Source organism: Kordia antarctica (genome assembly GCF_009901525.1).
Lineage (GTDB): Bacteria > Bacteroidota > Bacteroidia > Flavobacteriales > Flavobacteriaceae > Kordia > Kordia antarctica.
Window position 1 is genome coordinate 1 of record NZ_CP019288.1, and the last position, 21,344, is coordinate 21,344.

At 31.8% G+C, this 21,344-nt stretch carries 24 protein-coding genes and 1 pseudogene; 8 read left to right on the forward strand and 17 right to left on the reverse strand.

Translation table 11 applies throughout. The features are described from left to right. Nucleotides 1-166: 166 nt before the first annotated feature. The 4 genes from IMCC3317_RS00005 to dnaA all read right to left on the reverse strand — a co-directional run bounded on the left by IMCC3317_RS00005 (nt 167) and on the right by dnaA (nt 4,256). Complete coding sequence (locus tag IMCC3317_RS00005; protein WP_160127455.1) at nt 167-880, reverse strand: SAM-dependent methyltransferase; 714 nt, start codon at nt 878-880, stop codon at nt 167-169. A gap of 27 nt (nt 881-907) precedes the next feature. Beyond that, nucleotides 908-2,296, reverse strand: a complete 1,389-nt coding sequence (locus IMCC3317_RS00010; protein WP_160127456.1) for a PQQ-dependent sugar dehydrogenase — start codon at nt 2,294-2,296, stop codon at nt 908-910. 67 nt (nt 2,297-2,363) lie between these two features. Then, a complete protein-coding gene (locus tag IMCC3317_RS00015; RefSeq protein ID WP_160127457.1) occupies nt 2,364-2,819 on the reverse strand; it encodes a low molecular weight protein-tyrosine-phosphatase in 456 nt (151 codons plus the stop codon). A gap of 9 nt (nt 2,820-2,828) precedes the next feature. Beyond that, nucleotides 2,829-4,256: a chromosomal replication initiator protein DnaA gene (gene dnaA / locus IMCC3317_RS00020; RefSeq protein ID WP_160127458.1), complete on the reverse strand. Its 1,428-nt coding sequence runs from the start codon at nt 4,254-4,256 to the stop codon at nt 2,829-2,831. Between the two features lie 205 nt (nt 4,257-4,461). Here dnaA and IMCC3317_RS00025 point away from each other — a divergent pair, with 205 nt between their 5' ends. The 3 genes from IMCC3317_RS00025 to IMCC3317_RS00035 all read left to right on the forward strand — a co-directional run bounded on the left by IMCC3317_RS00025 (nt 4,462) and on the right by IMCC3317_RS00035 (nt 6,002). Next, nucleotides 4,462-4,869, forward strand: coding sequence for an acyl-CoA thioesterase (locus IMCC3317_RS00025; protein ID WP_160127459.1), 408 nt, complete (start codon nt 4,462-4,464; stop codon nt 4,867-4,869). 130 nt (nt 4,870-4,999) lie between these two features. After that, nucleotides 5,000-5,467 carry an N-acetyltransferase gene (locus IMCC3317_RS00030; RefSeq protein ID WP_160127460.1) on the forward strand — a complete coding sequence of 156 codons (468 nt, stop codon included), beginning with the start codon at nt 5,000-5,002 and terminating at the stop codon, nt 5,465-5,467. Further along, nucleotides 5,460-6,002: a hypothetical protein gene (locus IMCC3317_RS00035; RefSeq protein WP_160127461.1), complete on the forward strand. Its 543-nt coding sequence runs from the start codon at nt 5,460-5,462 to the stop codon at nt 6,000-6,002. Before IMCC3317_RS00030 ends, IMCC3317_RS00035 begins: the two co-directional genes overlap by 8 nt. A gap of 83 nt (nt 6,003-6,085) precedes the next feature. On the opposite strand, the pseudogene IMCC3317_RS23620 reads toward IMCC3317_RS00035, so the two are convergent. From IMCC3317_RS23620 to IMCC3317_RS00070, 8 genes and pseudogenes are all read right to left on the reverse strand, one after another. Then, nucleotides 6,086-6,258, reverse strand: a pseudogene (locus IMCC3317_RS23620) (YigZ family protein); the annotation flags it as partial. A gap of 284 nt (nt 6,259-6,542) precedes the next feature. After that, a complete protein-coding gene (locus tag IMCC3317_RS00040; RefSeq protein ID WP_160127462.1) occupies nt 6,543-7,193 on the reverse strand; it encodes a DUF2306 domain-containing protein in 651 nt (216 codons plus the stop codon). Between the two features lie 235 nt (nt 7,194-7,428). Next, on the reverse strand, nt 7,429-7,896 hold the full coding sequence (locus IMCC3317_RS00045) for a hypothetical protein (RefSeq protein ID WP_160127463.1): 468 nt from the start codon (nt 7,894-7,896) through the stop codon (nt 7,429-7,431). A gap of 345 nt (nt 7,897-8,241) precedes the next feature. Continuing rightward, nucleotides 8,242-8,784 carry a hypothetical protein gene (locus IMCC3317_RS00050; RefSeq protein ID WP_160127464.1) on the reverse strand — a complete coding sequence of 181 codons (543 nt, stop codon included), beginning with the start codon at nt 8,782-8,784 and terminating at the stop codon, nt 8,242-8,244. Nucleotides 8,785-8,868: 84 nt separating this feature from the next. Next, complete coding sequence (locus tag IMCC3317_RS00055; RefSeq protein ID WP_160127465.1) at nt 8,869-9,321, reverse strand: GNAT family N-acetyltransferase; 453 nt, start codon at nt 9,319-9,321, stop codon at nt 8,869-8,871. Next, nucleotides 9,321-9,782, reverse strand: a complete 462-nt coding sequence (locus tag IMCC3317_RS00060) for a hypothetical protein (RefSeq protein WP_160127466.1) — start codon at nt 9,780-9,782, stop codon at nt 9,321-9,323. Before IMCC3317_RS00060 ends, IMCC3317_RS00055 begins: the two co-directional genes overlap by 1 nt. 349 nt (nt 9,783-10,131) lie before the next feature. Further along, a complete protein-coding gene (locus IMCC3317_RS00065; protein ID WP_160127467.1) occupies nt 10,132-10,524 on the reverse strand; it encodes a rhodanese-like domain-containing protein in 393 nt (130 codons plus the stop codon). Between the two features lie 43 nt (nt 10,525-10,567). Next, nucleotides 10,568-10,873 carry an ArsR/SmtB family transcription factor gene (locus IMCC3317_RS00070; protein ID WP_160127468.1) on the reverse strand — a complete coding sequence of 102 codons (306 nt, stop codon included), beginning with the start codon at nt 10,871-10,873 and terminating at the stop codon, nt 10,568-10,570. Between the two features lie 207 nt (nt 10,874-11,080). Here IMCC3317_RS00070 and IMCC3317_RS00075 point away from each other — a divergent pair, with 207 nt between their 5' ends. The 5 genes from IMCC3317_RS00075 (at nt 11,081) to IMCC3317_RS00095 (ending at nt 16,133) form a co-directional block, all read left to right on the forward strand. Beyond that, complete coding sequence (locus IMCC3317_RS00075; protein ID WP_160127469.1) at nt 11,081-11,434, forward strand: hypothetical protein; 354 nt, start codon at nt 11,081-11,083, stop codon at nt 11,432-11,434. Between the two features lie 6 nt (nt 11,435-11,440). Continuing rightward, a complete protein-coding gene (locus IMCC3317_RS00080; protein ID WP_160127470.1) occupies nt 11,441-13,042 on the forward strand; it encodes an FAD-linked oxidase in 1,602 nt (533 codons plus the stop codon). 72 nt (nt 13,043-13,114) lie between these two features. Beyond that, a complete protein-coding gene (locus tag IMCC3317_RS00085) occupies nt 13,115-14,050 on the forward strand; it encodes a DNA/RNA non-specific endonuclease (RefSeq protein ID WP_160127471.1) in 936 nt (311 codons plus the stop codon). Between the two features lie 73 nt (nt 14,051-14,123). Continuing rightward, on the forward strand, nt 14,124-15,020 hold the full coding sequence (locus IMCC3317_RS00090; RefSeq protein ID WP_160127472.1) for a CHAT domain-containing protein: 897 nt from the start codon (nt 14,124-14,126) through the stop codon (nt 15,018-15,020). Nucleotides 15,021-15,035: 15 nt separating this feature from the next. Beyond that, nucleotides 15,036-16,133, forward strand: coding sequence for a hypothetical protein (locus IMCC3317_RS00095; protein ID WP_160127473.1), 1,098 nt, complete (start codon nt 15,036-15,038; stop codon nt 16,131-16,133). 157 nt (nt 16,134-16,290) lie between these two features. Here IMCC3317_RS00095 and IMCC3317_RS00100 read toward each other — a convergent pair whose 3' ends face one another. The 5 genes from IMCC3317_RS00100 to IMCC3317_RS00120 all read right to left on the reverse strand — a co-directional run bounded on the left by IMCC3317_RS00100 (nt 16,291) and on the right by IMCC3317_RS00120 (nt 21,330). Further along, a complete protein-coding gene (locus IMCC3317_RS00100) occupies nt 16,291-16,842 on the reverse strand; it encodes a GNAT family N-acetyltransferase (protein ID WP_160127474.1) in 552 nt (183 codons plus the stop codon). A gap of 68 nt (nt 16,843-16,910) precedes the next feature. Next, nucleotides 16,911-17,291 (reverse strand): hypothetical protein, encoded by a 381-nt coding sequence (locus IMCC3317_RS00105; RefSeq protein ID WP_160127475.1) that lies wholly within the window; start codon nt 17,289-17,291, stop codon nt 16,911-16,913. A gap of 12 nt (nt 17,292-17,303) precedes the next feature. Further along, on the reverse strand, nt 17,304-18,506 hold the full coding sequence (locus IMCC3317_RS00110) for a hypothetical protein (protein ID WP_160127476.1): 1,203 nt from the start codon (nt 18,504-18,506) through the stop codon (nt 17,304-17,306). Next, complete coding sequence (locus IMCC3317_RS00115) at nt 18,503-21,010, reverse strand: DNA cytosine methyltransferase (protein ID WP_160127477.1); 2,508 nt, start codon at nt 21,008-21,010, stop codon at nt 18,503-18,505. Before IMCC3317_RS00115 ends, IMCC3317_RS00110 begins: the two co-directional genes overlap by 4 nt. Further along, on the reverse strand, nt 21,007-21,330 hold the full coding sequence (locus IMCC3317_RS00120; protein WP_160127478.1) for a helix-turn-helix domain-containing protein: 324 nt from the start codon (nt 21,328-21,330) through the stop codon (nt 21,007-21,009). Before IMCC3317_RS00120 ends, IMCC3317_RS00115 begins: the two co-directional genes overlap by 4 nt. Between the last annotated feature and the right edge of the window lie 14 nt (nt 21,331-21,344).

The window sequence follows — 21,344 nt, forward strand, 5'->3', positions numbered from 1 at the left end:
TTTATAAGTTTATCAAATATGTAAATAATTCACATACCAAAATACCAAGAGCGTTTACACTCAACTTGTAGAAATGTAGCGATCTAAAAGCGAAGCGCGTCTAAAGGCAAAGCCGTTTCCAAAAGCGAAGCGAGTCTAATATCTAACAGCGCTAGCGGTCTAATACCTATTTATCAATAATAAACATCGTCGGTCTCTTATGAAGATTGACAGATGTTTTCTTCCATTCATTAATCGTCATAGTTCTAATATATTCGGTAGTTAAGGTAATATCGCATGCAATGCATAATCGTGTATTTCCAGAAAGTGTTGCGGTTAAATCGGCTAATAATTTATCGTTTCTATATGGAGTTTCTATAAATGCTTGTGATTGTTGAAAATCGCCAGCACGTTTCTCTAATTGCTTTATCGCTTTTTTACGTTCATGACTGTCAATCGGTAAATATCCGTTAAAAGCAAAGTTTTGTCCATTCATGCCTGAAGCCATCATCGCCATTAATATAGAAGATGGACCAACTAATGGCACAACTCGAATTCCTTTTTCGTGCGCAATTTTCACAATTTCCGCACCAGGATCGGCAACACCAGGACAACCAGCTTCCGAAATCAGACCGACATTCTTTCCTTGAAAGCTAGCTTCTAGAAACGCAGGCAATTCTTCATCTTTCGTGTATTTATTTAAAACATGTAACTGTAATGAAGGTTGCGATTTCTTTGGTGTAATCTTTTTGATGAAACGACGTGCTGTTTTTTCATTCTCAACAATATAATGATCGGTTGTTTCTATAATTTTTTTGACAGATAATGGAAGAACTTCTAAAGGTTCATTATCGCCCAAAGTCGTTGGAATTAAATATAAAATTCCGTTGGTTGCATGCATAGGTAAGGAGTTTGATTACAAATAAAACTAATTTATTACTAATTTATGATATGAAACAGCGTCATTATTTGAAATTAATTGCACAATGTAAATTCCTTTACTCAACTGACTTGTTGTAATTTTTTGATTTTCAGTAGAAATACGTGTGTTAGAAATTAATTTTCCACTAAACGAATACATAACAACTTCTTTAATCTGTGATGCTGAATTTTGGTTGTTTATTTGAAAAAAGTCTTGTGTAGGATTTGGATACAATTGATAATTGTTTGAAAGTGAATTTTCTTCCACATCTAAAGTGGTATCAATGATTTTATAAATTACTCCGTTAGATAATCCTGCGGCGTATAATTCTTTGCTTGAATCTTCGCCAAACGTGGCAATATTTCCAGAAAATGGACCGTTAAACGTCATATTCCAGGAACCGCCTGAATATTCTAATGTTCCTATTTCGTTAGTACAATAATCAGCAAAAAAGTACAATCCTTGAAAATCTGAATAATCAGCACCTCTGTAGCGATAACCGCCAGTAATAGAGCATTTAAAAGGACTTCCGCCATAATTATATTGCGCAACAGGAAATGTAATTGTTGACATTGATGGACAACCAGAAGTATTAAAAGTACTATTTCCTTCATAACATCTCCAACCAAAATTATAACCAGCATTTACAATAGGAACATTGTTGATTTCTTCTTTATTGCTTTGTCCAACATCGCCAATCCATAATTCTCCATTATCGCTATCAAAGGACATTTTCCAAGGATTTCGAAGTCCATAAGACCAAATTTCGTCCAAACCTGCAGGATTTCCAACAAATGGATTCGTAGCAGGAACTGTGTATGAAGTCGCGCCGCTCACATCAATTCGAAGAATTTTACCCAAAAGAGATTGTAAATTCTGTGCATAATTTTGTGGATCTCCACCATTTCCGCCATCGCCCAAAGCAATGTATAAAAAGCCATCGTTCCCAAAAGCTAGCGAACCGCCATTGTGATTGTTGTACGGTTGTGTAATTGTGAGTAGAATTTCTTCAGAAGTATCATCAGCAATATCAGGATTTGCGGAAGTTGTAAATCTTGCAATGACCGTATTTCCGCTAAGATTGATATAATTTACATAAAACCGATTGTTGGTTGCGTAATTTGGATCGAAAACCAATCCTAATAATCCTTGCTCATTTGCTGTAGAACGAACGCGCGTGTCAATGTCTAAAAAAGGTGTTGGATTTGTGATTCCTGCCGAATTTAAAATTTTGATGACGCCATCTTGTTCTACAATAAATAATCGGGAATCGTTGGCGTGTTTAATGTCTACGGGTCTTGTAAATCCTGATGCGAATGATTGCAGAGATACATCTTGTGAAAACAATAAAATAGGAAAAAGTAGGACAAATAATAGGTAGTTTCTTGATTTCATAGTAAAGTAGGTTTGCTTTTTTTTAGTAAGATACAAAAAAATGACAAACGCTTTTTTTACTTTTAGTTTAGGAAATTTTCTCTGCAAAAATACCACAAGCTTCATCTAACATTTGATACACATTTTCAAAACCTTGATCGCCGCCGTAATACGGATCGGGAACTTCTGAATTTGAATTTGGTGAGATTTGATTTAACATTAAATGAACTTTTGCGCGATCTTCTGAAGTTTCTGCTAAACTCACCATGTTGCTATAATTGGATTGATCCATCGCAAAGATATAATCAAATTTTTGAAAATCATTTTTTATAAACTTTCGTGAGCGTTGATTGGTAATGTCAATTCCGTATTGTTTTGCAGTTGCGATTGAACGTCTATCGGGAAGTTCGCCAACATGATAACCTGCAGTTCCTGCGGAATCAACCTCGAATTTTGCAGCGTTGAGTTTGGAAGCTAAAATACCTTCTGCTAAAGGAGAACGACAAATATTTCCTAAGCAAACCATTAGAATTTTAGTTTTCATGAAATGAGATTATAGCGAAAGTTTCTTTGTTAAATCTTCAACGTATTTACGGAATTGCTTATCGGTAGAAGATAGGTTGTCAACCGTTTTGCAAGCGTGTAAAACCGTTGCGTGATCACGTTTTCCAATTTGCGAACCAATACTTGCCAACGATGCTTTTGTGAATTTCTTCGCGAAAAACATAGCCAATTGTCTTGCTTGTACAATGTGACGTTTACGTGTTTTAGATTGCAACGTAGAAACGTCCATTTGGAAATAATCTGAAACGACTTTTTGAATATAATCGATTGAAACTTCTCGTTTTGTATTCTTTACGAATTTTTCAACGACTTGTTTCGCCAATTCAATCGTCACTTCTTTTTTGTTGAATGATGATTGCGCGATCAATGAAATAATTGCGCCTTCTAATTCGCGTACATTCGATTTGATGTGCTTCGCAACATATTCTATAATATCATCAGGCATTTCTACACCATCACGATAAAGTTTGTTTTTTACAATAGAAACACGTGTTTCAAAATCAGGAGTTTGTAACTCGGCAGAAAGTCCCCATTTGAAACGAGATAATAAGCGTTGCTCAATATCTTGCATGTCCACAGGTGCTTTGTCAGATGTTAGAATGACTTGCTTTCCGTTTTGGTGTAAGTGATTGAAAATGTGGAAGAAAACATCTTGTGTTCCCGATTTTCCAGAGAAAAACTGAACATCATCTATAATTAAAACATCTATCAATTGATAAAAATGTATAAAATCGTTTCGTGTATTCTTCTTTACAGATTCTATGTATTGTTGTGTAAATTTCTCCGCAGAGATATATAAAACCGTCTTTTCAGGGTATTTGTCTTTGATTTCAACACCAATTGCGTGTGCAAGATGTGTTTTTCCTAATCCAACACCACCAAAAATTAATAGTGGATTAAACGACGTTCCTCCAGGTTTGTTGGCAACTGCCATTCCTGCAGATCTGGCCAAACGGTTAGAATCGCCTTCAAGGAAATTGTCGAAATTATAATTTGGATTTAGCTGAGATTCAATTTTCACATTTCTGATACCAGGAATGATAAACGGATTTTTCAGTTCGGGACTTTTATTTTTGGTTGGCACATCAATTTCTTGTGCTCTTAGACCGCTACGATTAGAACTTGGAATTTTTTCTGTAAACGGTTTCTTATTGCCGTATGTATTTTCCATCTTAATAATGTACACCAATCGTGCTGTATTTCCTAATTCTTTAACTAGAGCAACTTTTAATAACTTTACGTAATGCTCTTCTAACCATTCATAAAAAAACTTGCTAGGTACTTGAATGCTTAGCGCTTTATTTGCTAACTTTACAGGCATTATAGGCTCAAACCAAGTTTTATATGCTTGCGGTTGAATGTTGTCTTTTATGAAAGACAGACAGTTATCCCATACTGATTGCGCAGTTACACTCATTTATTACTGTTAAAATTGTTAGTTCTAGGTTGGAAAAAAAAGAGAAAATTCGGGGTTTTCTCGTTTCACTTTTTAGCGTTCACAAATATGTGAAAAAAAAAGTGAAAAAAAAATTAGTAGGCTATTGAATTTGTGAAATTTTTTTCGCATGCTAGGAAACAATTTCTTTACAATTAGTTAACACGTTAAATATACATAAAATACTTTGAGAAGTCACGAAATAAATGTAAGAATTAGATATGCCGAAACCGACCAAATGGGCGTTGTTTATCACGGTAACTATGTGCAATTCATAGAAATGGGGCGAACTGAGTGGTTACGCGTTTTAGGAATTTCATATAAAGAAATGGAAGAAGCTGGTGTAATGCTTCCTGTAATTTCAATTACGATGAATTATAAGAAATCTGCGTATTACGATGATGTACTGACGATTAGAACAACGCTTAAAAAATTACCGTCTGTTAAGATTGAATTTGACTTCGAAATTTTGAACGAAAAAGAGGAAATTATTACTGTCGGAAGCACCGTTTTGGCATTCATTAATATGAAGACGAAAAGACCAATGAAATGTCCTGCGCATTTGATCGAAAAATTATCGACGATTGACTTTTGATTGATTGAAAAATTTATCATTCATCATGACTTTTTTAATATTGGAACCTCTAATTTTTAAAAGTTTACAATTTCGGAAACATTATGTGTTTATATTATAAATTTCGGAAACAATTCCGTATCTTCACTTCATGGTAATTATTGAAACTGTAACAGGAAAATCACATCGTGTGGAAATATCACTTGTTGACACTAAAGATTATCAAAATTTAACTAAAAAACGCTATTTCTTTGATTGGAAAGAAGAGAAACTTTTTGAAGTATATAAACTGTGCCTTGTTGGTAGTAATGAAATATTAGGACTAATTTCATTACAACGAATGCCTTCCGAATGGAGAATACACATACGTTTGCTTACCGTTTCGATTGAAAATCAAGGAAAAAAGAAGCTTTACAATAACATTGTGGGAAACTTATTAGCGCATGCTGCAAAAATTGCAATATTCGATTATGCTGAATTGGCGTGTGTTTCTTTAAGACCAAAAACTGAAATAGCGAAACATTATATTGATACATATAATATGATGGTAACAGGATTGACGTTGAGTATAGAAGTACCCGAAATATTAAACTTGATAAACAAATTTGATCATGACTAACGCAGAATATAAAGATTCAAATAGCCCAGAATTTGCTGTAGATTCTCGGTATACTTCAAACAAAGCATATCAATCAGAAGCTACTGCTTTAATGGAAGCACGTTTGAAGCGCATGAAGAATGTATCTAAAAATGATGTCATTCGTGCAAAACTCATGCAGTTAAAGTTGAAAATGGAAGCATTTATCAAAGAACCAATTCATAACAATCGTAATTATTTTTCAGAATTTTTGGAATCGTATGTCGATACAATTTATTCAAGGAGAAGTGTTTTTGCAAAGGATATTGATATTACATCATCGAAATTAAGTCAAATTATCAATAATCACAGAGAACCACAAGATGCTTTTATCTTAAAATTGATGATTCATTCTGAAAAAATCTATACAGATGTTTGCAGTTTTAAGAAAGAAATTTGGTATCAAGTTTTTTTCCATGAAAAGTTATGCAATACGATGTCTACTCAAAAAGAATGGAAATCAAAACTCGAAAATGTGGTGTGTGTAAGTGAGCCTATTGCGAAGTATTCGAAGTAATTCGGAGCGATTGTTCGTGTTTTTATACTGAATCTCCTTATTTCAATTCCTTAACCTCGTACAAATTCTCAAACAATTCAAAAATCTGTAACATCAAACGACTGAATCTGTCCGTAAATGGTCATTCCGGTACTATTTGAAGGTTCGCCATCATCATTCGCGCGAAAGCGAAACGGTTCACTTTTACCAAATTGCCACGCATAACAAAATGTCGCGCGGAATGATGACTTTTTTTCAACGATTCCAATTGTTTTTTACACCTTCTCCGTTTTCTAGTCTTCTAAATAAATCATTAAGTTCTATTGCATCTTTTTGACGTACAGAAATCGTAAATTTTTTTAATGAGTGATGAAACTACTGTTTTTTCATGCATAGATTGATCTGGTAACGGACCAAATTCTGAGCACTGTGCTATTCAAAATTGTGGAATTCGGCAAGCGCCAGCAATTGTTTTAGACAAAGAAGCCAAAAACAGAAAAATTGAAACAATTACATGCTAAATTCACATCTTAAAATAGCTCAAATTTGGCGCAATTTACCTTAAATTTTCACTGATTTTTTAGACGATTTCTTGTTCAGTTTCCAAAACCAAAACATCATATATGCAACTCCAAAAACACTTGGCGTTAACCAACCTGCAATTCCAGGAATGAATTGATTCACGACAACGAATGCAGTTACAGCCGAAATGTAACCGCCAAGCATTTTTCCAATGTGTAGTTTGAGCCAACCTTTGCGGAGTTTTTTAGCGTTTTTAAACAACATGAAATCTCTTATTGCCATTATAATTCCGACTGCGCCAAAAATTGTTAATATAATGTTTAGTCTTCCCGTGATTATGATTGGATAAAGAATCATTACAATTCCTGTAATAATCATTACACTAGCAATTATTTTGTCAATTAATAGTGAAGGATTTGGCTTTTTGAATCGCAATGCGCGATATCCTGTGATGATAAAATAGGAGCTGAATACTCCGATGGTGAATAGAAATGGATTTTCATGTGTTGGTAATACTGCAATTACCAACGCTGATAGTGCAGAAAATAACATGGTGTAATAAAATATGATTCCAGATTTTTTATGATAGTTTCCGCCTTTTTTTGTGATGATGGCGATGAATCCTGCAATGAAAGCAATTCCGCCAAGCGTTGCATGTATGTAAATGAGATAGGTTGCAAATGTGTTCATTGAGTTATTTTTTATCAAATATCAATCGTTTGCAATTGTGTAGAAATTTTTTGTAACTGAGTTGTAGCATTTGATTGCTGAGTTGTTTTTTGTCATATAAATGTCAATAGATACGTATAAACGCAGTAGCGGATTAGAAAGATCTTCATTTGGACTAATTTATAAATATTATTTGAAGTTAAACAGTTCTTATTGAATATTTTCTACTATTGCGTTTATAGATTTTTACATAAGTTTATAACACAGTAATGTTAATACAAATCTTTTCTAAGCCGCACACACCTTTGTTTACAGTTATTTCAGCGGTATAATTACCAGCAGCTGCATTAATGTTTTGCCAGACAGGAATGTCTTGAGCAGTTGATACTTGCTGAGGTACATATGTAGAAGATTTTACAAGCTGCCTAGTAATTGAATATATTTCAATATCAATGTTAACAGGAATTGGCTGATTACTCAGATTTATTGCACGAACGATTGCACTTATCTTTGTAGTGCCTCCACTTTGAACTGGGTTTGGGTCTGCACTGGTTATAAGTGTAAATTCGGAAAATTCACAATCTGATTCGGGTTCAGTTTTTGCTCCACAATCTAAAGATGTACTTGGACTACAAGTATTTCCATCATCATTATTACAACTAATAAGGCAAAGCAAAATGATTGTAAATAATCCCGCGAGATAAATAATTTTTTGTTTGTTCATGATTTTTATTTTTTAATTTATTCAAATGTAGAATACCTATTAATCGTTGAGAAGTACCAGTTGATTATCTGTTGAGTTGGTTCGATTATAGGTTTTACAATGAATAATAAATTACACGTAAAGAATTCCATGAGTATCTTTCATAGTTTTTTCATTCTTTAAATGATTAATCTATAGTAGAGAAGTATAAAAATGTAGAAGTCTAATAATCCAAGTAGTCTGAAAATCTAATAATCTATTTTCTGCCACGAATTCACGAATATTTATTAATTTGTTTATTGGCATGAATTAGTAATTCGCGCTAGCAAAGAGGAAAAGGTATTTATTGCAACGAACAGATACTTTTTAATTTTCTAAATCGTCACTGATTATTTTGCGACTGTTTTTACGTTGTTTCTTGATTTTGGCCGATTTTTCTTTCGCAGCATATTCGTTTTTATCTGATTCAAACCACATGTGACTTTCGGTAAATCGAGAACCTTGTTTTATCATAATTCCGTTGTATGGACAATCTTCACATCCACAATTGTGTTTTGAATATTCGCCGAAATTTCGATGTTTAATTTTCTTTTTGGAGAGTATTTTTTCTTGGTTTATTCGGATATCGTCCCAAACTTTACGTTCATCAGCTTGCGTCATTTCTTTTCCAAGTGTCGTTAAATCAAAATAGGTTTTAGGATCTTTTAGTTGATAGAAATCGAATGTTTTTCCGAAAATAGTATTTGCATAATCTCTGATTTCAATTCGGTCATTTAATCCGAGTTTTTCATTTTCACAAATGGAGCGATACATTCCTAACGTATTAAAATCAGTATATTTCTTAAAGTTATCAATAAAATGAAAGTATTCATTTTTCTCTAATTGATTAAATTTTTTTCCAATTTTCATTTCAGCTAAAGTATTCGTGAATTATTTCAATTAGTATGGACTAAGATACTAAAAAGAAACACAGATATATTTCATTAATTAGTTTTAAACGTTCCAACTAAAGCGTTCTTTACTTTTAGAAGTTGCGCCTAATCTTTTGTAAAACCGAATCGCGTTGACGTTAAAATTTGGTGTTTGCCATTGAATTACGGAACATTCTTCATTTTTAGCATACGCTTTTATTTCTTCCATCAATTGCAAACCTATACCTAGATTTCTAGCTTTTTCATTCATGAATAAACAATCCAAATACACATAGAAATTCGCATCCCAAGTGGAAAACTGTTTTATGAATGTTGCATACCCTACAAGTTCTTTATTCATTTCTACAACAAGACATTTTACGTCATTTTTGGCGATAAATAAATGCTTTTTTAGTTCTTCAGCTTTTCCAGTTGCATCATAACTTGCTTGCTCAAATTCGGCATGAGCCGCACATAATTCTATGATTTGTGGAATATCTTCTTCGGTAGCAAATCGAATGTTGTACGTAGTCATTATAGTTTTGTATTTATATGATCTTCCAAATAAGCTGTGTAATTAGGGTTTTCATGTTGTTTCAATATGTGTTTTAGCCAAGATAAGCGTTCAAAATTGATGATTTCTAATTCCCAAATACAAGGCGCAATTCCGTCACCAGAAATAAGTGTAAACTCGATTTCTTCTATTTTTTCTGTTAAAAAAACATGTGTATTTAGCATATTTTCGCCAACCCACCAATTTACGATAGAAATGATACCTTCTTTGCAAGCATGTAGAATTAAGAATCCTACATTGTTATGATTTGCATTAAAACTATTTTCTTTTTGTAACCAATTTGGAAGTTGCGCAATCGCTTTTTTATAAAATTCTGGATGATTGAATTCGTCTTCTCTTGAAATTGTATAAACTTTTATTTTCCAATTATCAATAATGACAACTTCTACAAATGAAATGGTTCTTGGTTGGTGTTTTTGCATGATATTTTAGATATTAAGTATTTCATTATTAGGTTTTTATTTTCGTTTTCTTTGCTCGCACAAAGAAAAGAAACAAAAGAAAGTGCATTTTTCCAGAGGTATTTTTAGTTTTTCTATCGAAAACTAAAACCGTAGCAATTTTTCTAAATTTATAGTTTGTCAAGCTCTGTTTTTTGGAAGTTTTGATAATCTGTGATTTTAATAAAACTCAGAGAATTTTTGATGAAAAATTACAACTATACTGCGGAAAAAAAACCAGTACAAAGAAAAATTAGTATCATTTATATTAATCAGTAATTATTATAAACGCTTCAGGTAACGTTATTTATCAATTAATTTTTAGTCAGTTTTAACAAGCACATTCAAAGATAGAACCTTTAGTTGGTTTTGTTCCTTCGGTTGCGTATCCGTCAAATTTCCACCATTCAATTCCGCCCATGAGTTCTTTTACTTTAAAACCCAATTTCGTCATTTTTAACGCACCTTTTGTAGAAGCATTACAACCAATTCCATCACAATAACAAACGTAGGTTTTAGATTTGTCTAAGTGTTTGGTGCTTTCTTCAGTCATTAATCGATGTGGTAAATTTATTGCTGTCGGAATGTGTTCGCTCTCAAAACCAAAGTCTTGTCTTGCGTCTACAGCTACTATGTTGACATCTTTTTGAAGTGCTTCATACAAATCGGATGGATCTATTTCATAGGCTAATTTGTTTTCGTAAAATGCAATTTGATCTTTCATAATATTTATATATTTAAATTTATCAATATGTTTATTAAAAAAATTAGATAAGTTGTTTGCTTATTTCAGCAAGATAATTTGCAATAGTTTCTTCGTTTCTTTTATAGTAAGACCATTTTCCAACACGTGTTAAAATAACCAACTTTACATTTTCCATTGTGCTCATATAGAGTGAAATTGTTGATTGAGAAAGTCCAGATTTATCTCGAATATTATTCACACAAACACCAAAATCAAAATGTTTTATATCTTGATGTGGCGGGAAATTTTTTTCAGGGTTTTTCAACCATTTCAAAATATCCAATCGTGTTTGGTTTGCCAAAACTTTATTTATCTTCAAAAGATTCATATGTAAATATATAACTATATATTGAGATATATCGATATGTTTAAAATTATTTAAAAGTTTACTTGGTATTAGTTGTCATTTCTCACCAAAAATAACTGAACTAGCAACGAATTAGTAAAATTTAAATTGATTGAATTTTAGGGTGTTTTTACCCTTGAAAATCTATCAGAAAGCAACTACTTTTATACATTACTAATACAAGTAGTTATGAAATTAAGATATAAACCTTTTGTAAAATTCAGTATTGCTATTATAATTTGCTGTCTTTTCTCGTCTTGTTATAGTGTTCGATTAAAGAATGTGTATGGCGATCCGAAACCAGACCCAATGAATGATAGTAAAGATTATTATCGATTTATGGATGTACAACCAATTGATACAGTAATCACTATTAAAGTCACAGATAAAGATTTTACGATGCTAATTAAAGATTGCGGAACTGCTGGAATTCACACCATAGAATACCGAAATACGTTTGGTGGCGTTTTGTTAAGTGCAGTTACATTTGGACGAAAGCGTAGAGTGCGCGTGAAATATGTGTGTATGAAACCTACAAACTAATTAACTATGGCAACTACAAAATCTCACCCAAAAAAATCTTGGGACACGTTACATAACAACGGACCATTTGATTTGAAAACATTACACGTTACAGAGCTAGCAGGTTCTACACATATGTTTTCAAAATATGATCGTTACAATGATGTTGCGTTGGAAATTCAACGATTAATTCGGGAAGCGGCAGGCAGAAATGAAGGATTTAGAGCGTACGGTTCAGCTTGGTCATTATCGCACATTGCGCATCAAAAAGACAATATGCATTACAATGGTTTCATGAGTATTCACATTCCAATTCCACAAGAATTGACACATGAAGATTCAAATTATGCCAACGAAAATTTGTTCTTTTTTCAATGCGGAAATACTATCAAGCGAGTTTCTGAAGTATTAGGTTCGCATGGAAAGTCATTAAAAACTACAGGTGCAAGTAACGGACAAACGATTGCAGGTTGCATGTCAACAGGAGTTCACGGTTCGGCGTTAAATGTTGGTGCTGTGCAAGATTATGTTGTTGGAATTAATTTGATTGTAGGCGATAAACCAACCGATATTGTCTATCTAGAAAGACACACAAAACCTGCCTTAAATGATGATTTTGCCAAAAAAATAAACGCGAAAGTGATTCGTAATGATCATTTATTCAATGCTGCTTTGGTCGGATTGGGTGCATTTGGATTTATTCACGGCGTTGTCATTGAAGCAGAAGATCGTTTTCTATTAAAAAGATATGTCAAAAAAATAAAGAAAGAAACTGCGTTGAAATTGGCAGATACAATGGATTTTGAAAATTCTTCCTTCAAAATTGACGGTGAAGTTGATGAAAATGGCAAACCAAATCGTCCGTATCATTACAAAGTATTCATCAATCCGTATACTGATGAAAGCGAATATGTGATTGAGATTATGTATAAAAAACCATACAAAGTTCCGTATCCTGATCCGTTTCCAGTCATCAAAACATCACTTTATAAAGATTTAATTTATCTGTTGATAAAAGTTTCCGAGAAGTTTCCAAAAAGCATTCCGTGGTTTATTAAAAAATTACAAAAAACCATTCTTCCTGAAGTAAATGAAGAAACATTAGGAACATTATATGAAACCTTTTGGGACGCACCATATCAAGGTCCAGCGTTTGCATGTTCGGTAGGAATTCATCATAAAAATTCATCAAAAGCGTATAAAGTATTGGAAGAAATGACAAAAAATGAAGGTCCAATTCCAGGGATTTTTGCAATGCGATTTGTCAAACAAACCCAAGCCACGTTAGGTTTTACCAAGTTTCCAATAACGTGTATGTTAGAGATTGATGGTGTTTTATGGGAGAAATCGAAAAAAATTATGAGTTTGACCGAATACGGCACACGAATGATTGAAGTTTTGCAAGAAAACAATATTCCGTTTACAATTCATTGGGGAAAAAATTCGAATTGGAAGTTTCCAAATCTAGTAAATCATATGTTTGGTGATAAAGTAACCGAATGGAAAAGCTATCGCAATGGATTGTTATCAACGGAAATGCAACGTGTATTTTCTAATGGTTTCTTGGAAGATACTGATTTAGATACACCAAATGAAACGAGTGAAGAAGATTTAATTGTCTCGTTATAAGTATTAAAACTTTGTTATTTCGTTGTAAAACCATAAATATTTGATATTTTTAAAAAGTTAACACAAACGGATTTGAGTTATTTAACTGATTTTTTTGAAACGCACCAAGTGAAAACGCCAACGATTCACGCGGAAGAAGTAGCCAAATTTACTGCCGCAATATTGGAAGTGTCAGATTATTATTTGCCATATCAGAATTACAGTGTTTTGCAAAATCCGTTTCGAAAATTCCCTTACTATTCAGCCGTTAACGTAGATGGAACTTGTTTTCATAAAATAAAAAGAGATACAATTTTTGAAGGAAGCGAACGCTGGGAAAAAGATGCGCGAATTCCTGAAGAAGCACAATGGGGAAAAGCATTGTACAATGCTAAAACGTATGATTTTGACAAAGGTCATATGGCAAAACGAGAAGATGTACAATGGGGAAACGATGTTGAAGCAGCACGATTGGCGGCAAAATCAACATTTTACTACACAAATGCAATTCCGCAAGTAAGCAAACTAAATAGAGGTGTTTGGAAAAGCATCGAGAATTATATTTTGCATCATGAAGCTGTAAAAAATAGCATGAAAATTTGCTTGTTCAGCGGTCCAGCTTTTAGAGAAGATGATCCTGAATTTTTAAAAACGGTAAATGATGAAGTGGTACGATTGCCGTATCTTTTTTGGAAAGTTGTATATTATGTGAAAGATAATGTATTGCATAGAGCAGGTTTTTTAACAAGTCAAAAACGAATATTGCAAAAAAAGCGAATTGTAAAACCTGTAAGTCGTTCCGAAGGTGTTCGAAGTGCAGATTTTAATTCGTTTAAAGATGCAGAAACGTATCAAGTAGATGTTTCATTCATTGAAAAAATAAGTCAGTTGACATTTGAAGCTGCGGCTGAAACGTTTCAGAATAATGAGCCAGAAAAGATTATTCTTTCTCGTGTAAACGTTCGAAGTAGTAGCAATGAAAGTGTACAACTTGAAGAAATAGTATCAAATATGAACTTAAAATTATAACGTCATTTCAGATATAGTTAAAATATTATTCATAAAGGCAAATCCAGTCGATAGCGATGCATTACGCTTAGACGTGGAAGAAAACGCGATCCGTGAAGTTTTGGGCGGAAGCGATCAAAAGAAATTGTTTGTATTTGAATCGAGAGGCGCAGTAACGAAAGACCTTTTAATAGATCATTTACTCAAAATTAAACCTAATATTCTGCACATTTCGGGACATGGAAACTCGGACGAACAATTATTGTTGGAAGATGTAGAAGGTTACAAAGCAGAAGTTTCTATTCAAAAACTATCCGATTTACTGTCAGGTTTTTTAGATCATATCGATTGTGTTTTTCTAAATACATGTCACAGTTTGTCTGGAATTGATGATTTCAATAAAAAAATTCCATATGTCATCGGAATGAATACTGAAATTCCTGATGATGTTGCGATTGATTTTTCTAAGAATTTTTACAATGTGTTATTTAATGGAAGAACGATAAAAGATGCGTTTAAAATTTCATTGGCTACAATTGCATTGACAGATACAGGCGATGAAAACATTCCGAAATTAATTGTGAATTCAGCCGCCGTAAAAGAAGATGAAGAAAGACGTCATGGAGAAGAAATTGATGTGTTGACAAGTACTATTATCTCGGAAGAAGAAATAGAAGTCGCGAAAAGCGGGTATACAAAAAGTGTCAGTTTTTATTATAGATTGATTTATGTTGCGATTGCTTTAAGCTTAGGATTGGTTATTTTCTTATTTATGAGTAACGATCAAGATATTGCTTCTTCCATGTTAGGACTGATTCCAGGAGCGTTTAGTAGTTATCCATTTTTAGAAATTCAGAAGAAGAAAAACAGAATTACATTGATTACATTATTTGAGTTGAAACGAAAACGTTTGCTAAAAGCGTTGTCACAACTCTCCGATAATGAGCGCAAAGACTTGAATGAAGAATTCATGCGATTAATCGTAATATAAAGAATTACAGCTATAATGAAACAATATAAATCTATAGAAGAAACGATCGCAGATGTTCGAAAAAAGGACAAAAAGTATAATTACATCATTTTGATTGTGGTTTTGTTGATGATTTCCGTGATTGCATCTTTAATTATTTATGCGCAAGACAAAAAAAATAAAGCAAATAAAACTCGTATTGAATTTTTAGCTGACGAAAATGAAGTAAATCAAGAACTCATTGAAAAATACCAATTTGAGTTTATTGAAAATGAACGCTTGCGAAGAAATGATTCGTTACGAACAGATTCTATTGCAACATTAGTGAAAACACTCCGCAAGGAATTAGCACATATTGAACGCGACTTGAATAATAAAAATATACCAAGAACGGACAGAGCGACTGCATTGACAAGTGTAAATTTGGCACAAGACAAATTAAACAGAATTACCAATAATATTACAGATAATACCATTGTTCGTTATTACAAACGAAAAGCAGACGGAAGTAGGATTGAACATTTGATTCAAGGCATGAAAAACCCCAGTTTTAATTTAAACCTCATGCAAGTTGTCAATGATAATGGTCGTAACAGAGTAAATACCATTTGGTACGGAGCAGACGTAAATAAAGACGAAGTATTCCAATTGGTAGATCATTTATTGAAAATTCGTGTACATATCAAAAATGTCAAAGAATTTGATAATCCAAGTACAAAAGGTTGGAAAAGCCAAGCCATTGAAATTGGTTATGAAAATGTAGCTACAACGACAAAAGTTGTAACGCAAAGCGATCTTTTAAAATATAAATCTGTCAATACAAATGACAAATACAATGTGCGATTCTATTCGTTCAATCCAGATGAAAAGGCAAAACGATCATTAGCATCGTTCATTAAAAAATACAATTACAATCTCAAAATCTATCCAGATTGGAAAAAGAAACCTAGCTTTTTCTCCAATTCGCCTACCATTTTTTATTACAGTGATAAGAGCAAAATAGCGGCTAGGGAATTAAGAGATAAATTGAATAAAACAGGTCTCGGAGTTAAATTCACAACACAACGCGGAAGCGGTTATGGAATTAGTAAAAGCGAGTTAGACAATACGTTTATTGTGCATTATATGGAATAAGAATCTGTTGTGTATATCTTTCTTGTATTGAAATTGGTCAATTGAAAATATTTTTTGAAATTCACAAACAAACAAACAAACAAACAAACAAACAAACAAACAAACAAACAAACAAACAAACAAACAAACAAACAAACAAACAAACAAACAAACAAACTCACTTCTTCCGTTCATCAGTTTCCAAAATAGAATATTCAAAATTATCTGACCAACCATTTTTTAAAGGCAATGTTTGTCTTCCGCGTCCTTCGCGAATCATTCCAACTTTTTCCAGCACTTTAATTGAACCAATATTGTCAACAGCACAACCTGCTTGAATTCGGTGTAAATTAAGGGTTTCAAATCCGAAATCTAATACCAAATTTACTGATTCGGTTGCGAATCCTTTGCGCCAATAATCGGGATGGATTTTATACCAAACTTCTCCTCTTCGGTTTTTTTTATTCCAAAGTTTTAAACCAAAGAGTCCAATAAATTCTTTCGTTTGAATGTGTTCGATGGCAAACGTATAATTTTTAATCTCATCCAATTCATGTTCGGCAATCCAAGACTGAATAACGGCTTGTGTTTCCTGAATATTCTCTGGAATTCCCAAGGTATTAAACTCATCAACTTTGGGCAACGAATGCAGTAAATGAATTGCTGCTAAGTCTGATGGTTTTATTAATCTTAAAGTAATTCTATTGGATTTTAGGTTGGTGTTTTTCATATCTATTATTAGGCTAGAGATTTAAGTAGTATAAAATAATAGGATATATATCTTTAAACGTTGTCACTTTACAATGCCAAACCTCTATCGAAATCTACTTGATATTGAGCAGGAATTGTATTTCTAATAGTATTTACATCTTGAATTTCATCTTTCTTAAAATTATGGTTGTCTAATAAATCTTGTATAAATTCATTACAGTTTATACGGTGCAATACTTTCTTTCCTCTACCTTTTGTAAATTTTCTTTTTAGTGGAGCAGGAAATTTATGAAGGTTCTTATAGCAATTCATTCTTATTTCTGGTCCCCAAGCTCCTTGATTTTGATTTTCTTCTCTATATAAATCGCAAGAACCGTCAGATTTCGCTATGTATCCCAAAGTTTCATAATATTCTTCTGGAGAATCGAATCTCATTTTTTTTCTCACGCCAAAGTATTGTTTATACATATGTTTAGTTTTTTAAGCTGCGTTATAAATTCTTGCTAATTCATTTTTTATTTTTCTAAAATCAATCTCATAATCCAATTTTTCAGTTAAGCCTGTATTTATTACGTAAATAAAAGATTCTTTTCTATATACAAATTCTCCTTTTTTTATAGAAGTTTCAATACTATCAGTTTTTGCTAATAAACAAATTAATTGATAGTCCTTATTTATTTGCTGTGTTTTATTACTTGGATGTGCTTTAGTATAATGCTGAGTTGGCGTTAGTTTTATTAAATTCTCTAAGTAATGAGCTAATTTTGGGAAATCGGACTTTGGGAAAATATGATGAATTTGAGTAGCTTCTCCATTGGACCATTGGTCAGTAACTTCACTTTGGGTATACATTTTACGAACCATATTCATAGCTTTCTGGACTTGATAGTCTGAATAAGCTTCATTTTGTTCTATCATTAAGTTTTCGTGTTCAGAAATTGCTTCCGTTCTTGAAATCCCTTTATTTTTATCAACATCTCTCCAATTTGGACGATTATACATTAAATCCGTATAGTAGATTTGTCTTTTAGATAATCGACCTTTTATTGTACCTTGAATGTTATTTTCACAAGAATATACATTTAAGATTTTTGGAAAAATTCTATTTACTTCAGTTGTTCCATTTATTGGTGTGTTGCCAATTATAAATCTCTGAAAACGGGTTTTTAAATTCTGAAATTCAGTATTGTCAATAGTCCCATTTATACATTTGTTTTTAAAATCTTCAAAAAATCTTAATAAATTACTATCGGACAAAACTTTTTCTAAATAATAGTAAAGAAAAATATAAGCATTCCTCTCTTTCATTCCAATAAATTCAAGAATGGATTTGTTGGCTATTTTATAAAGGTTTTTATTTCCAGATTTTCGCATTTTCAAAACTCCAGAATATGCTAAAGTTCTCAAAGGTTGAGAAGTAAACTTATCATATTCTTGACGAGTTGTTTCATTTTGAGCATCAGGCTTATTAAAAATACCTTTTACATTTGTATTAAAATAATTGTCGCTCCAAATATCATCTTTAGTAAATTCAATATTTCTATCAGCATCAAAATTTAAAACACAATCTGCAATTATACTTAAAACGTCAGGTGTTACTTTTTGATCCATAAATCTTGCGTCTTTACTTTTTCTTACGTCAAAGTCAAATTTTTGCAAGTGGTTGGTAATGTTTTCTATCATTCAGTTAATTCTTTTAAAAGTCCGAAGAAAAATACGGAATTATTGTCAATATTCAAAGAACGTGTTCCGTGATTTCTTGCTACTCGATAATAATTTTCGAACTCTTTTGTACTATAAAACTCCAAATCCTTTTCAGTTGGCAATCTACTTCCGTTTTTCAACGTTAGTAAAGCAACTGAACCATCAACAATTGTATTTTTCGGTAAGAATGTTGCTCTTGGATAATAAGTTAAATTAGGCACCATTACAACATCATTCTCATTGATGTATTTCGAAACCGCCAAGTTTTCCAAATGATCAACATAGCAGTCATAGTTTTCTAAGTCTTTAATTTCATTGTTTCCGATATTTCTAGCTTTTAAAACTCTTATCTCTCCATTATTTTTAGTTAAAGATTTGGTTATTTGTCTGTCTCTAAAACTTTGAAATATATCAAGTTTCATTTTTGAAGCAATTTCATCAAACGTATCACTTCTATAAATTAACCAATATGGAAAATCATTAGATAAAATATATTTTTTACTTTTTAGAGTATATTTTTTATTTATATAACTTTCAATTTTAATAATATCGCTTTTCTCTTTATCTATTGTGTTAACTAAAAAGCTAACAGTTTCAATTTTTACACCTTTAAAAGCTTTTTCTCCATAATCACAAATCTTTTCTAGATTATAGCTGTTTATCAGTTCTCTAGTTTTATTAAACTCGGGAGAATTTAATAAGCTTTTAGGAACGATTAATGAAATATAATTACCTAGTCTTATTGATTTTTCAATAAAAAAAGAAAACAAGTTATTAGTGTCTGTATTTTGTATACCGAACTTGTATCTTTCAAGAAGTTCTTTATTTTTTGTCAACTTTTTGTATGGAGGATTTCCAACTACTAAATCGTATTTTATTTTAGTATTCCAAAGTAAAAAATCTATATTTTTCAGATTAATTTTGAAGTTTTTCGGAACTTTAATCTTTTCTAAAATAGTTTTTAACACTTTTAAAGAGTTGCTATCAATATCACAAACATCAATTACAATTTCTTCTTTGTCTTTATATTTTTCAATTAATTGAGGAATAAAATTACCAACACCAACAGATGGTTCTAAAATTCTAATTTTCTTTTTCTTTTTTAGTTCTGGCAAATCCTTAATTACTGTAAAAGCAATATCTTTTCTTGTAAAATATGCAGACGTATTTTGTCTTTCAGAATTTGAAAATTCCGCAATTAAAAAGATATTTTCTAATGATAATTTACTGAAGTTTTCTTTGATGAAATTTATTAAATTATCAGTAATGCTTAATTCGTTTTCTATAACAAGTTTGTTAATTTCAGAACCTGATATTTTTTCTTTTTTATAGAAATTCTTAATATTAGAAGCTATACTTTTAAAAACACCTGTTGGAACAGCTTCACCTAAACAATGTCTAATATTTAATTCTTCTTTTTTAAGAAAAAGCTTTTTTTCTAATACTGTTCTTTCGTTTAAATCTTGAGTTTTGATATTAGACCATTCAAAACTTTCTGGAATTGACATCATTCGCATCAATTCTCTTATCGAAAAAACTCGATTATCTCTTGGATGAACTGTATTTTGACTTGATAAAATATCATTTCTTGTGTGAACACAAGGACCAACTTTGTCCCAATACCATCTAGCATATTTATCTCCGTTTTTACTTTTATTAGGAACTAATTTCCCATCAATAATTCTATGTGGAATTCTTAACTCTTCAGTTTGTTCAAAAGCAGATTGGCCTTCTTCTAAATTCTCAATCCAAGGAAGCATTCTTTTATCAAATTCACGATAAGCGTGAAAAATATCTTCGGAAATTTCACCCATTTCTTCCAACACTGGTAAATCTCCAATAAGTTGTCGTAAAGATGTTTCTTTTTGTTTTTTAGGAAAAATATCAAAAGGAGAAACGTTTTGAATATCTTTTCTAATTCCAATTACCAATGTTCTTGTTCTGCTAGAATTTGAACCATATTCTTTAAAGTTTACAATTTTTGAAAGAATATTATAGTGTCCACCAAGATTATATTTTATTGCCTCTTTAATTGGTTTATCAACACCATCAATATCCGTACAAATAGTATTTAGAAATGCCCTTACGTTTTCATAAATAAAGAATTTAGGAAGTATTTCTTGTGTTACTTTTATAGATTCAATTACTAATGAATTCCTTGATTTTTCATTATTTTTCTTGTGATTTGCAACTGACATTCCTTGGCAAGGCGGCGTTGAAATCAGAACATCAGGCTCTTTTATTTTGTGCTTATTTTGCCAAAATTTTAATTCTGCAAAAAGTTTTTCCTTAACATTTGAATTAGAAATATCTCCATCAATGTATCCAGTTTCGTATTTACATTTATTATTATAAGTCTGTATTTTAAGTCTTTTAGTTAAGAGTTCATTCGTAGCAATACATTCAAACCCATTTAGTTTAAAGCCATAGCAACCAACACCTGCACTACTGAAAAGGCTAATATATGTTAATGGTTTTTTCATAATTCAAGTTTTCCTTGTGTTGCGTTTATATTTTTTAAATAATTTGAAGTGTCTTCTGCTACAGAGAATACAGAATCAGAGCATTTATATTTGTTTGCTTCTCTTGCGAATTTGTCCGCAAAAAATAAATCATTCACTAGTTGAGTATCAATTTGAAAAATTTCAGAGAGTTTTTTTAATTTGGATATACTAAATTTTTGTGTGCCATTTTCCATTCGACTAATTGCACTTGAATTTATTCCGACTTTAGCACCAAAATCAGTCTGTGTCCACTCTCTTTTTTCTCTTTCTCTTTTAATAAAATGTCCAAAACTTGCCATAAAAATGATTTTAC

Excerpts from the sequence above, each read along its gene's own strand:
- IMCC3317_RS00005 (WP_160127455.1), bottom strand. The coding sequence starts at position 880 with ATGCATGCAACCAACGGAATTTTATATTTAATTCCAACGACTTTGGGC.
- IMCC3317_RS00010 (WP_160127456.1), bottom strand. The coding sequence starts at position 2,296 with ATGAAATCAAGAAACTACCTATTATTTGTCCTACTTTTTCCTATTTTA.
- IMCC3317_RS00015 (WP_160127457.1), bottom strand. The coding sequence starts at position 2,819 with ATGAAAACTAAAATTCTAATGGTTTGCTTAGGAAATATTTGTCGTTCT.
- dnaA (WP_160127458.1), bottom strand. The coding sequence starts at position 4,256 with ATGAGTGTAACTGCGCAATCAGTATGGGATAACTGTCTGTCTTTCATA.
- IMCC3317_RS00030 (WP_160127460.1), top strand. The coding sequence starts at position 5,000 with ATGGTAATTATTGAAACTGTAACAGGAAAATCACATCGTGTGGAAATA.
- IMCC3317_RS00035 (WP_160127461.1), top strand. The coding sequence starts at position 5,460 with ATGACTAACGCAGAATATAAAGATTCAAATAGCCCAGAATTTGCTGTA.
- IMCC3317_RS00040 (WP_160127462.1), bottom strand. The coding sequence starts at position 7,193 with ATGAACACATTTGCAACCTATCTCATTTACATACATGCAACGCTTGGC.
- IMCC3317_RS00045 (WP_160127463.1), bottom strand. The coding sequence starts at position 7,896 with ATGAACAAACAAAAAATTATTTATCTCGCGGGATTATTTACAATCATT.
- IMCC3317_RS00050 (WP_160127464.1), bottom strand. The coding sequence starts at position 8,784 with ATGAAAATTGGAAAAAAATTTAATCAATTAGAGAAAAATGAATACTTT.
- IMCC3317_RS00055 (WP_160127465.1), bottom strand. The coding sequence starts at position 9,321 with ATGACTACGTACAACATTCGATTTGCTACCGAAGAAGATATTCCACAA.
- IMCC3317_RS00060 (WP_160127466.1), bottom strand. The coding sequence starts at position 9,782 with ATGCAAAAACACCAACCAAGAACCATTTCATTTGTAGAAGTTGTCATT.
- IMCC3317_RS00065 (WP_160127467.1), bottom strand. The coding sequence starts at position 10,524 with ATGAAAGATCAAATTGCATTTTACGAAAACAAATTAGCCTATGAAATA.
- IMCC3317_RS00070 (WP_160127468.1), bottom strand. The coding sequence starts at position 10,873 with ATGAATCTTTTGAAGATAAATAAAGTTTTGGCAAACCAAACACGATTG.
- IMCC3317_RS00075 (WP_160127469.1), top strand. The coding sequence starts at position 11,081 with ATGAAATTAAGATATAAACCTTTTGTAAAATTCAGTATTGCTATTATA.
- IMCC3317_RS00080 (WP_160127470.1), top strand. The coding sequence starts at position 11,441 with ATGGCAACTACAAAATCTCACCCAAAAAAATCTTGGGACACGTTACAT.
- IMCC3317_RS00095 (WP_160127473.1), top strand. The coding sequence starts at position 15,036 with ATGAAACAATATAAATCTATAGAAGAAACGATCGCAGATGTTCGAAAA.
- IMCC3317_RS00100 (WP_160127474.1), bottom strand. The coding sequence starts at position 16,842 with ATGAAAAACACCAACCTAAAATCCAATAGAATTACTTTAAGATTAATA.
- IMCC3317_RS00105 (WP_160127475.1), bottom strand. The coding sequence starts at position 17,291 with ATGTATAAACAATACTTTGGCGTGAGAAAAAAAATGAGATTCGATTCT.
- IMCC3317_RS00110 (WP_160127476.1), bottom strand. The coding sequence starts at position 18,506 with ATGATAGAAAACATTACCAACCACTTGCAAAAATTTGACTTTGACGTA.
- IMCC3317_RS00115 (WP_160127477.1), bottom strand. The coding sequence starts at position 21,010 with ATGAAAAAACCATTAACATATATTAGCCTTTTCAGTAGTGCAGGTGTT.
- IMCC3317_RS00120 (WP_160127478.1), bottom strand. The coding sequence starts at position 21,330 with ATGGCAAGTTTTGGACATTTTATTAAAAGAGAAAGAGAAAAAAGAGAG.